The organism is Haloarcula laminariae, from assembly GCF_025457605.1.
Classification (GTDB): Archaea; Halobacteriota; Halobacteria; order Halobacteriales; family Haloarculaceae; genus Haloarcula; species Haloarcula laminariae.
In genome coordinates this window covers 712332-723492 of sequence record NZ_JAMZFY010000002.1, presented here as the reverse complement: position 1 = coordinate 723492, position 11161 = coordinate 712332, and the positions used below count along the sequence as shown (strand labels likewise).

Below are 11161 nucleotides of genomic sequence, written 5' to 3'. Positions count from 1 at the left end.
CGTCTACGTGGGGCGAGTGACTCACCACGGTGCGTCGCGGGTCGCCTCGGCCGGTTGGGTACACTCGCCTTGCCGCTGCAGAATCGCGACGTACTGGTCGCTCGCGAGCTCCTGTTCGTCGCCGTACTGGTCGCTATGCGGGTAGACGCCCAGCGGCGCCAGCTCGCGGAGCGACCCCGGCTCCGGGCGGTGGGGGGCGAAGTTCGGGGGGCGCTCGCCGAACTCCGCGACTATCTCGTAGTCGTACTCGCCGTCTACCAGCGCCCGGATGTACTCCTGGCGGGGCTCCGCATAGAAGTCGACCTCCGAGCTACGCTGGGACTCGGGGATGTCCTGGAGATACAGCAGCTCCTTGTCGCCGACCTGGATGTAGTCGGGGCAGGGGTCGAGCTCGCCCGTCTCCTCGGGAGGGATGTTGAGGTCCATCCCGTGGGGGACGGCGTTCTCGAAGAACGCGTGGAAGTACACTTCCATCGTGGCGTCCTCGTCGGCGTTCTCGGTGAGCCACTCGGTCGCCTCGTCGCGGGGCATCGAGGCGAACTGACCGACGCCGACGCCGGCGTAGAGGGCCGAGGTCACGACGACGAACGCCATCGCCGCGCGGGCGACCCGCCGGCGGTGGGCGGAGAGCCGCCGGAGCGAATCGGCGAGCAACAGCGCCGCGAGCGGGAAGGTAGGGAGGATGTGGTGGACCCGCCAGTCGTGCCACCGCGCGAAAAAGAGGAGGAAGACGAGCAGCGCCCCGACCACCAGCGCCCGCTCGTCGAACCCCGGGACCCGCTCCCGGAGGGCCGTCCGGTCCGGCGCGAGGCGGGCCAGGTGCACGGCGCTCGCGACCAGCCCGCCGACGGCGCCGAGCAACAGCGGCCAGCCAAAGGCGCTGCCGTAGGTCCGCAGGAACCACCACCACGTCGGCGCCGTGGGCCCGACGACGCGATTGGGCCGGCCGATGCGGCCGAACCAACGATGCCCCACCGCCTCGAAATCGCCGACCAGCGCCGTCGGGTGACCGACCACTATCATGAGCGCCCCCAGCGCCGCCCCGCCGACCAGCAGCCGGGGCTGCCACAGTACCCGCCGGAGCGGACCGTCTGCCACGCGGGCACGCAGCAGGAACGCGAGGAGGATAATCAGTACCGCCAGCCCGAGCGTGAGTTTGAACGCGATAGCGAGCCCGCCAGCGGCGCTGCCGGCGTAGAACTGGCGGCGGTCGCCGGTCCGGACGTAGCCGACCAGGAAGTAGAGCGCGGCCACGAAACACATCGTCGCCGGCATGTCCTCGCCGCCCTCCTTGGCCAGTTTGAGGAAGCCGAAGGTCAGCGTCAGCAGGAGCGCGGCCCACCGACCGGTAGCGCGGTCTTCGAGGCGAGTCCCCAGCCGGTAGAGCAGATAGACGGTGACGACGGCGAAGGCGACGTTCGTCAGGCGGACGAAGGCGAGGCTCCACGTCCAGATCCATCGGGGCGTCTCCGCCCACACCTGGTAGTGGCCGTAGGTGTAGACCGGGTCCCGCATCGCCGCGATGGCGTCGCCCTGACCGGTTGCGAGGGCGACCAGGACGACCGGCAACACCGCCAGCAGGTACACCCACAGCGTGCCGCCGAAGGGGGCCCGACTCCAAGAAATCCCCTCGCGGACCCCCTCGATGCTGGGGTCGTTGACGATTTCGGCGTAGGCCACCAGGGCGTCTAACACCCGGTCGTGTTCGTCCCAGGTCGCGAAGACGGGGATGCGATGCCAGAAACCGAATCCGGAGAGCAACAGCGCCGCGAGCAGGAGATACGGCAGATACGGGTCGGTACGGAGGTCCCGATACAGCTGGCGCTTCGCGCGACCGAGCCAGTCTGTGCGGGGACCCATTGGATTCGGTTTGGGAGAGGGTGTATAAAAAGTAATCACTCTGGCTGTGCGCCCACTCCCACACTGCCGGCTGTCCGTTCGGGTACTCTCGCCCTGCCACGGGACGCGAGTTCGACACGGCCGGCCGATAAGCACCGGCTAGGACCGCGAACGCCCGGCGGTCGTTTTCCGGCCCGGGGGCGAGCGTCGGGCATGGCGAGCGAGCCGACGCCGGCGGAGATATTCGACCGGGCGGTCGCGGAGGGGCGACGACGGCTCGACCAGTCGCTGCTCGAACTCGTCTCGACGAGCTTCATCGCGGGCTTTACCGTCGTCTTCGGGCTCGTCGGGCTGGGCATCGTCGAGAGCGCCCTGGAGCCGGTCGGCCACGGCGTCGCCAGGCTGGGCGGTGCGCTCGCCTTCGGCGTCGGCGTCGTCTTCCTGGTCGCGGGCCGGACGGAGCTGTTCAACGAGAACTTCTCCGACCCGGTCGCCGCGGCCGTCGACAGCGGCGACCCCGACGTGGCCTGGTCGCTCCTCCGGCTGTGGGTCGTAACGCTCCTGTTCAATCTGGTCGGGGGCGGGCTGTTCTCGCTCGTCTTCGCCGTCGGCGGCGCCCTCCCGTCGGGGGCGAACGAGATACTGGCCGCCGTCGCCACCGAGAGCACCTCGCGGAGCCTCCCGGCCTCCCTCGCCCGGGCCATCGCGGGGGGCGCGCTGGTGAGTCTGCTCTCCTTTCTCCTGGTCTCGGTCGAGAGCGACGGGAGCCGGCTGACGCTGGCCTATCTCGTCGGCGTCTTCCTCGCGCTGGGCCCGTTCGAACACGTCGTCGTCACGGCGTTACACGTCCTGCTGGGCGGCCTGTTCGGCGCCGGCGTCGGCCTCATCCGGTTCGCCGTCGTGATGGGGACCGTCACCGCGGGCAACCTCGCCGGCGGCCTGGGGCTGGTGACGTTCGCACACGTCGCCCAGGCCGCCGGTGCCAGCGAGGGGTGAGCGAAACTGGACAGGCTTCCATATATTTCCCGTATTAGTATTGGGAACGCAGCGGGTGATTTTCACTCTCTCTTGCAAATATTTATCTGCAGTAATGGCAATCAAACCACAGACAAATACGAACGACTCGTCAGTATTGCTCCGCGCGGTTCCGCCGAGGCTGTATCGGCTCGGGACCCTGTTGAAGAACTTCCTCCTGTTTAGCTCCGCGTATCTCGCGATCATCGCGGCGGCCGAAGTGCTCATCGTGACGGAACTGCTCTCGCTCCCGCTGACCCCGGCGGCCCTCGTCGCGGGGCTGTTGACCTTTGCGGTGTACGGCAACGACAGGGTGGCCGACCTCGAAACCGACGAGCGGACCACGCCGGCGCGGACCGCCTTCGTCCAACGCTACCACCGCCTGCTGTATGCCCTCTCCGCCGCCGCGTACGGGCTCGCGGTCGCACTGGCCGTCCTCGGCGGGCCGGCCGCCTTCGGACTGGCGCTGGTCCCGGGCGTCGCCTGGCTCTGTTACGCCCAGGACTGGCTGCCCAGTATCGGCCAGGTGAAGCGTCTCAAACAGGTGTTCGTCCTCAATTCGGTCCTCGTCGCCGGCGCCTGGGCGCTCGTCATCGTCTTCCTACCGATGGCGTTCGCCGAGGGACCGATACCGCCCGCTGCGGGCGTCATCTTCCTGTTTTTCTTCCTGAGTTCGTTCATCAGAGTGGAGATACCGAACGTCCGAGACCGCGTCGGCGACCGGGAAATCGGCGTGAAGACGCTCCCGGTCGTCCTGGGTGTCAGGGGCACGCGCTACGCCCTCTACGGAGTGTCCGGCCTCGCCGGCGCACTCCTCGTCACCGCGTTCGTCGAGGGGCTTCTGGCCCTTCCGGAGCTGGCGTGGCTCCTCGTCAGTGTGGTGTATCTGGCCGTCATCGTCGCCGGCCTTGGCCGTACCGATAACAACGGCGGGCTCACCGTCGCCGCTGAGTGCAGCCGGTTGCCCGTGTTGGCGCTCGTGGTCGTCCCGCTCCTGTGAGCGGGTAGACCCTCGCCCCGTGTAACCGACCCGACGCGGCCACCCCGATGCAACCGGTCCATTTTTTCTACTGATTGTGAACAATCCGTGTACCAGACAGGGTATTAATGACGATTGGATGGGCCACTGTCAGTAGCCCCTATCTTATTAGTATCACTAACTGCCAGTTATGGTAAGTTGTGTCTACCCTGCTGTTGATGAAGTTGGCACTACTTGCGTCGATTGCCGTCGGCGTGACGACCGGGCTGCTGGCGTGGCGAGAGCGCCCGGAGCCGGGGGCTGTCCCGCTGGTCTTCCTCATGGCCGGTCAGTGCTGGTGGTCGGCGACGCTCATCTTCCGGATTGAGGCGACGACGCTCGGGATGAAAGTGCTCTTCTCCAACAGCACGTGGCTCGGCGTGGCGCTCATCCCGGCCGCCTGGCTGCTGTTCGCGCTCGAATACGGCGGCTACAACGAGTACACGACCAGGCGACACGTCCTGTTGATCATGATCGTCCCCGCGATCACCGCGTTTCTCGGTTTCACCGACCAGTTTCACCACCTCATCTATCTCGACGCGACACTCATCCACCAGGACGGCATCCTGACCCTGAGCCGGACGCCCGGCCCGTGGTTCTGGGTAATCGCCGTCTACACCTATCTGCTCGGCTTCCTCGGGCTCGTCCCGCTGTTTAAACTCATCACGAGCCAGGTGCGTTCCTTCCGCGGCCAGTCTCTCACGTTGCTCGTCGGCCTGATAGCCCCGTGGGCGACGAATCTGGCACACCTGTCGGGCTACCTGCCGACCGCCGGCATCGACCCGACGCCGGTCGCGTTCACGCTGTCGGGCGTCGCCTATCTCTCGGCGCTGACACAGTTCAAGCTCTTCGGCGCCAGTCCGACGCCGATTCGTCATGCCCGCCGGTCGCTGTACGAACAGATGCACCAAGGCGCCCTCGTCCTGGACACCCACGGGACCATCGTGGACATGAACGACCGGGCGGCGACCGTCCTCGGGACGACGACGGAGCGAGCGCTCGGGGAGTCCCTCGAAACCGTGAGTCCGGAGCTGACCGCCATCGGGGACACGACACAGCACAAACGCGTGTTCACGCCCAAGGGCACCAGACGGACCTACGACGTCTCCGAGAGCCCCGTCACCGACGTCCACGACCGGACCATCGGCCGCATCATCACGCTCCACGACATCAGCGACCTCTTCCGGATGCAACAGCGCCTAGAAGTGTTGCACCGCGTCTTCCGACACAACATCCGAACCAACATTCAGGTCATCCTCGGCTACGCCGGCTATCTGGCGACCCACAACAGCCAGTCGAAAGCGGAGACGCTCAAGCGAAACGCCCTGGAGATCGAGGCGACCGGCGAGAAGGTCCGCGAGATAATCGACGTCTTCGAAGAGGGGCGGAAAGAGCGCGAGAACCTGCGGCTACACGCCGTTCTCCGGGAGTGTGTGGACGCGATGGAACGGCGCTACCCCGAGGTCACCGTCGAGTACGACTCCGGGCCCGAGAATCTCCTCGTCGACGGCCTCTTCGATATCGTCTGTTCGAACGTGATCGAGAACGCCGCCCAGCACAACACCAGTTCGGAGCCGTGGGTGCGCGTCACCGTCGAGGCGAGCGAGGAGACCGTCGAGGTCCGCGTCGCGGACAACGGCCCTGGCATCGAACCCCACGAACTCGCTCTGGTTGAGGACGGGACCGAAACGCCGCTGAAACACGGCAGCGGCTTCGGGCTGGCGCTGGTGGTCTGGGGCGCCGACATCGCCGGTGGGTCGGTTGCATTCGAGTCGGACGCGGCGGGGACCTGTGTGACGCTGGAGATACCGGTAGCTGGGCGGGTGAACCCTTGATACAGTTTTCAGTGGCTGATACTTGCGTTCTCAACGAATACAGATCTGACACTGATTGCTTCGCAAAGCGTCTCCCGATCAGTCGAGTCCGAGGCTCAATTTGAGCGCGTCGTCGATCTCGCCCATTGTCGAGTCGTCGAGACTGCCAGCCACCGAATGGATTCGCTTCTCGACAGACACGACTCGAATTTGATCGAGCCGCACCGAGGAATCTTTTTCGAACGGAGAGTCCGCTGCTTCGACGAGTACCTCGAACGGATAGCCTCTGTGCGTCCCTGTCGCCGGTGCGACGATTGTTGTGTTCGAGTTTCTGTTCCCAACATCGTTCTGGACCACCACCGCAGGCCGTGTTTTTCGCATTTCGTGCCCCTCGGCAGGGTCGAGTCGAACGATAACGACATCACCGCGCCGAATCTCCGTGTGTTCGCTCATTCATCAAGTCCAGACCACGCCTCGTCCGAAGCCCCGCCCCACTCGTCGGCAAGCTCACTGGCGCTTTCCGACGCCTCCCGATACGCGGCGGCCAGTTCTTCCTCGTCAGGAGTCTCGGACTCAACCTCAACAACAGCCACCGTAACGCGCTTGTTCGCGTACTCAGTCCCAAGATACACCCGCCCCCGGTCGTCGGTCTCGTTCGTCTGGAGTTTCTCGGCGTCAACTTTCATCGTGTAACCCACTATTGCCCACGGCTATATCAGACTTGCCCACCATTACCCATTTCCACAGACACCCGGATCAGCGACCTCTTCGAGATGGAACAGCGCCCAGAGGTGCTCCACCGTGTCTTCCGACACGACATCCGGACGAACATCCAGTTGACTTCTTCCCACGGCCTGAGCCGTGGGATTCCTCCGGTGGGGATGTTGGCTATGCCGTTCCCACGGAGGCAACTTTCCCGTCGCCGGTACTCTGGTTTGTGCGCTCCTCGTTGGGACTTGCCCTCTCGGGAGAGTGTGATAGCTCCGACCAAACATGGTCGTCCCACTTGAGACGCACGGGCCGAGCCATCGACCCGACTTCGATTTCGCCAGCCTGTTGTTTGAGCAACGTCCGCGAAGCGTCGAGGTCCGCATGGCCTTCGTACCCGCACAGGCACTGGAACACGTCGCCGTCGCGCTGTGTGTTCTCTCGCTCGCCACACTCTGGACACATCCGGGTTGTGTCGGCCTCGGAGCGAACTTCTACCGAGATACCATACTCCTCGGCGGTACACGCTAATCGGTCGATGAACGCCCGGAACGCCCAGAACTGGTGGGTCTTCTCGTTCACCTCGGCACACCAATGGGCCGAGAGAACATCTGTGAGGTCGCCCACGTACACCGTAGCAACACCCTCGGGGTAGAGCCGTTCCAGTAGGTCACGACACAGAGTCTCTTGCGCGTGGTCGCGCCGTCGTGTTCGCTTCCGGTATAGTCGCCGGATGCGCTGACTGCTGTATCGCCCCTCATGCAGTTCGGATTGTAGACGGGCAATCTCTCGGGTCGTCTCACGGAATCGGTCGAACAGGTCCCGGCCTTCGTAGCAGTACTGCTGGCCGGTCGTTGTAGTACAGGCGACGAGATTGTTAGCGCCCACGTCCAGCGCGGCCTCTTCGGAGGCCAGTGGTGAATCCTGCCGAGAATCGGGTACGGTGACAGGCTGAAAGGCTCTGAACATGTCGTCAACCTCGTCATACTGTATCTCCAAACGGCTCTGATCTCCCTCCCACTTCAGAGCGCCGCACACCTCCAACCGTAGACGGTCGTAATAGCCAAGCCCGTACTCGTCTTTCAGGTCTTGACCGACCGGAATTTCTAGCCGCGACCGCTCTCCGGTTTCAAGGGTGTACTGGTCGTTACGGATGAAGGTGCGTAGCTCGCGTCCATCATCCTCGTTGCCCCAGTAGCCGGGTGGGGCAGTGTTTTCGCCGTTTTCGCGAGCAGCGAAGAAGGACTGCCATGCGGATTTGTTCTTCCGTATCACCTGCTGAGCTATGGCACTTCCGAGAACGTCGACGTACTGTTTCCGGTAGTCGGCGGTATCCCAGATACTTTCGCCGTTGAAAAACTGGTGGCGGCGCTCGTAGTTGAGTTCGTTCCACAGGCTTGCAGAGGCGTCCAACAAGTCCCGCAGTAGCCGCTCGTCGCCCTCGGAGAGCGGTCGCACGGTGAACGTATTGGTTCGCCTCACGACAACAGACATTAGTAACTCTATGTCTAAATGTCTTTTGGACAAGTCAGATGCGACCGAACATCGACGTTTCCCACACACTGAACGGACAGGTGAAAGACTACGCTGAACAGCAGGAAATCGACCTCACAGAAGCATATCAGGAGGTAATCGAAGCCGGTCTGGAAGCCGTGGAACATCCAAACGATACATAACCTGTGGTCGAGGCGGCCCTGCTGTCGCTTGGACCCACCCCAAAGGGGTGGACTTCCGCTTGCTGCAGTCATCCTCGGCCACGCCGGCTATCTGGCGACCCACAACAGCCAGCGGAAGGCCGACACCCTCAAACAGAACGCCATCGAGATAGGGGCGACCGGCGAGAAGGTCCGCAAGATTATCGACGTCTTCGAGAAGGGCCGGACAGACCGCGAGGACCTGCGACTGGACGCGATTCTCCGGGAGTGCGTCGACGCGACCGCGCGCAGGTACCCCGAGGTAAATATCGACTACAACCCCGGGCCGGGAGAGATCCTCGTCGACGGCCTCTTCGATGTCGTCTGTTCGAACGTCATCGAGAACGCCGCCCAACACCATTTTAGTTTGGAGCCGGAGGTTCCAGTCATCGTCGAGGCGGGCGAGGAGACCTTGTGGTCCGTATCGAGAACTACAAGCTCGCGCTGGTGGTCTGGGGCACCGACATCGTCGGCGGCTCCGTTAAGTTCGAGTCGGACACGTCGGAGACCTGTATGATACTGGAGATACCGGTTGCAGGCGGGGATGAGTATATTCTATATTGATATAACGCAAATAAACCGAGTGAGTGAAACTCACTCTTTTTATACCTGCAGTGTTTGCTCACGTTCATGTCGAAATTAAAGACCGCATTTTCTATTTATAAACAAAAAGGGGTTGCATCGCTTTTTCGGTCGGTATTTCACTATGTAATATGGCACATTCTTCCGGAAGCAAGAACAAAACGACTAATATCTCGGTCATCTTTTGTAACTACACTATATTTTTATTTCAAAAGAACATTTAAATTTGAGCAAAAATCGATCCTCCACGGCCAAGCTCTTTATCAAGAGCTAGAAGATAGCGGATCCAACCCTCAACACAGAGTTATTCGTCAAATACATCGGATAGAAAAGGGGCTCTCGATGAAAGACCGCCGAGATGTGTTCGCTGAGAGTTATATTGAACAGACAGTTGACGACGTGGCGAAATTATGGAATAAATCAAACACTATCGATGATCAACTGCAATGGTCTGTCGACGTGTTATCGGAGTATTTTGACGTTGTGAAAGAAACCGAGACGATTGCGCGAGCCAAATCTAATTACGAACAGTTGCTCCGCGAAATTGACTACAAGCCAACGGATAAAAATCCAACAGAGCGGGGTGAGCTCGCATCAAGCTCCGTAACGTATGACGATTTCCATGAGTTAGCGATGCAACGGACCAGCACACGGTGGTTCGAACAGCGTGAAGTGCCACGAGATTTACTCAAAAACTCAATGGAAACAGCGTTACAGTCCCCAAGTGCCTGTAACAGACAGTCATTCGAGTTCCGATTCTACGACGACAAAGAACTAATAGAAGAGATCACTGAGCTGCCAATCGGTGTGTCCGGATATCGAGACAATATTCCCTGTCTCGCAGTGGTTGTCGGCAAACATCGAGCCTATTTCAATGCACGCGACAGAAATGTGGTATATATCGATGCTAGTTTGACAGCAATGAGTTTCCAATATGCCTTGGAGACCCAAGGTTTGGCGTCCTGTTGCATCAATTGGCCAGTAATCCATCGATTAGAAGTTGAGATGGCAGAGACTATTGGGTTAGATGATGATGAAGAGGTAATTATGCTTATGGCAATTGGATATCCGGATCCTGATGAAAAAGTCCCGTTCTCTGCAAAAAAGAGCGCAGACGAAGTTTCGTCGTTCAACGAGACGTAACCGCCAACTACAATACATGAGGCGGGAACGGGACAACGAACCCAATATGCGCGGTCGTATTCAAGCGATTAGGCAAAAACTCGCCTTCGGTGCAGCGGTCTCTGAACAAACGATATTTAATTCACTCTCATCCCGCGCTCCAAATAGCGAATTGAGTGGTGAGAATATCGTCATCGTCGGTGGAGAACTGTTCAATAAAGGGGCCCAAGCTATGACGTTTACCGTTGTTGATCGGATAAAGAGACGGTTTCCTGAGAAATCGATTTACCTCTTTTCGAACAGAGATTACCAACGGAATGAAACAGAGAAACAACAGTACGATTTCACGATTCTACCATGGTCTGGCGGAGCTCGAATAGAAGCGATGTCCTCTCTGGTCCCTGCAGTGTACGACGACCCATATCCACAAACCGCCCATGAGAAGGTAAAGAGCGTACTCAATGATTGCGCATGTATCATCGATATAAACGGTTACGCTCTCTCATCGCAATGGGGCTTCCAGCAATCACTGGAGTATATGTCTAATTTAATCTCAGCTAATCAGAAGCGGATTCCAATCTATATTTTACCACAATCTATCGGCCCGTTTGCGTATACTCCTGTCGCTGCTTCGATTCTCAAGCCGCTGTTTTCGAGCCTTCTGCCATCCGCCGAAATTATTTGCCCACGTGAGAAGGAGGGCGTTGAGTGCTTACGCCCATACACGACAGAGAACGTCCAGTTAGAGTACGACATAGTTCTCCAGTATCAAGAGTATGACCTAGAAAACGTATTCACTGAGGTCCCCAAGTTTCGGGTTCCAACGGTCGAAGGAGATGCAGTCGGTGTTGTCCCGAATTCAAGGCTTGCAGAGCGGAAAGACCGCGACGAACTCAGAGAGATATACAATGCGATACTTGAAACGTTACTGGCTCAGGGGAAAGACGTGTACGTGCTTCGGCACTCCTCCGAGGACAAAGAGATTTGTACATGGATCAAGTCCCTGTTCGAAAATAGAGAGCGTGTCCACCTCCTCGACGATGATCTGAACGCGATTGAGCTGGAACGGACAATCGAACAGTTCGATTATCTTATCGGCTCTCGATATCACTCATTGGTTCATTCGTATCGAAATAGCGTGCCCGTCATCGCAATCGGATGGGCAACAAAATACGGGGAACTGCTGGAAAACTTCGAGCAGTCGGCGTACTTCTTCGATGGTCGGGACAAAGTCGAAGCCTCCAAAGTAGAATCGGCAATCCGCCAGATGGAGACGAACAAGCAAGAAGAACGTGAGATTATCCAAGGACATACTGACACAATTCGTCAGAGAGATTTACTCACCCAGCTGTTCGGTTCGGTCTGATTAC

11 protein-coding genes are annotated in these 11161 nt (G+C 59.9%); 7 read left to right on the top strand and 4 right to left on the bottom strand.

Features of this window, described 5'->3' with window-relative positions; translation table 11 throughout:
- Positions 1 to 21: 21 nt before the first annotated feature.
- Positions 22 to 1860, bottom strand: coding sequence for an ArnT family glycosyltransferase (locus tag NJQ98_RS15315; protein ID WP_262180240.1), 1839 nt, complete (start codon positions 1858 to 1860; stop codon positions 22 to 24).
- A gap of 192 nt (positions 1861 to 2052) precedes the next feature.
- Between NJQ98_RS15315 and NJQ98_RS15310 the strand changes: the two genes are divergently transcribed.
- The 3 genes from NJQ98_RS15310 to NJQ98_RS15300 all read left to right on the top strand — a co-directional run bounded on the left by NJQ98_RS15310 (position 2053) and on the right by NJQ98_RS15300 (position 5706).
- A complete protein-coding gene (locus NJQ98_RS15310; protein ID WP_262180238.1) occupies positions 2053 to 2835 on the top strand; it encodes a formate/nitrite transporter family protein in 783 nt (260 codons plus the stop codon).
- Between the two features lie 94 nt (positions 2836 to 2929).
- On the top strand, positions 2930 to 3853 hold the full coding sequence (locus tag NJQ98_RS15305; RefSeq protein WP_262180236.1) for a UbiA family prenyltransferase: 924 nt from the start codon (positions 2930 to 2932) through the stop codon (positions 3851 to 3853).
- 197 nt (positions 3854 to 4050) lie between these two features.
- Complete coding sequence (locus tag NJQ98_RS15300) at positions 4051 to 5706, top strand: histidine kinase N-terminal 7TM domain-containing protein (protein WP_262180234.1); 1656 nt, start codon at positions 4051 to 4053, stop codon at positions 5704 to 5706.
- 78 nt (positions 5707 to 5784) lie between these two features.
- Here the strand turns inward: NJQ98_RS15300 and NJQ98_RS15295 are convergent, their stop codons facing one another.
- The 3 genes from NJQ98_RS15295 to NJQ98_RS15285 form a co-directional block, all read right to left on the bottom strand.
- Positions 5785 to 6138, bottom strand: coding sequence for a type II toxin-antitoxin system PemK/MazF family toxin (locus NJQ98_RS15295; RefSeq protein ID WP_262180232.1), 354 nt, complete (start codon positions 6136 to 6138; stop codon positions 5785 to 5787).
- Positions 6135 to 6371 (bottom strand): hypothetical protein, encoded by a 237-nt coding sequence (locus NJQ98_RS15290; protein WP_262180230.1) that lies wholly within the window; start codon positions 6369 to 6371, stop codon positions 6135 to 6137. Before NJQ98_RS15290 ends, NJQ98_RS15295 begins: the two co-directional genes overlap by 4 nt.
- Positions 6372 to 6573: 202 nt before the next feature.
- Positions 6574 to 7887 carry an RNA-guided endonuclease InsQ/TnpB family protein gene (locus NJQ98_RS15285; RefSeq protein WP_284438595.1) on the bottom strand — a complete coding sequence of 438 codons (1314 nt, stop codon included), beginning with the start codon at positions 7885 to 7887 and terminating at the stop codon, positions 6574 to 6576.
- A gap of 38 nt (positions 7888 to 7925) precedes the next feature.
- On the opposite strand from NJQ98_RS15285, the gene NJQ98_RS15280 reads away from it, so the two are divergent.
- From NJQ98_RS15280 to NJQ98_RS15265, 4 genes are all read left to right on the top strand, one after another.
- Positions 7926 to 8069: a hypothetical protein gene (locus NJQ98_RS15280; protein ID WP_262180228.1), complete on the top strand. Its 144-nt coding sequence runs from the start codon at positions 7926 to 7928 to the stop codon at positions 8067 to 8069.
- 28 nt (positions 8070 to 8097) lie between these two features.
- Positions 8098 to 8604, top strand: coding sequence for a histidine kinase (locus tag NJQ98_RS15275; protein ID WP_262180227.1), 507 nt, complete (start codon positions 8098 to 8100; stop codon positions 8602 to 8604).
- A gap of 113 nt (positions 8605 to 8717) precedes the next feature.
- Positions 8718 to 9812 carry a nitroreductase family protein gene (locus NJQ98_RS15270; RefSeq protein ID WP_262180225.1) on the top strand — a complete coding sequence of 365 codons (1095 nt, stop codon included), beginning with the start codon at positions 8718 to 8720 and terminating at the stop codon, positions 9810 to 9812.
- Between the two features lie 46 nt (positions 9813 to 9858).
- Positions 9859 to 11157, top strand: coding sequence for a polysaccharide pyruvyl transferase family protein (locus NJQ98_RS15265; RefSeq protein WP_262180223.1), 1299 nt, complete (start codon positions 9859 to 9861; stop codon positions 11155 to 11157).
- The last annotated feature ends 4 nt before the right edge of the window (positions 11158 to 11161 follow it).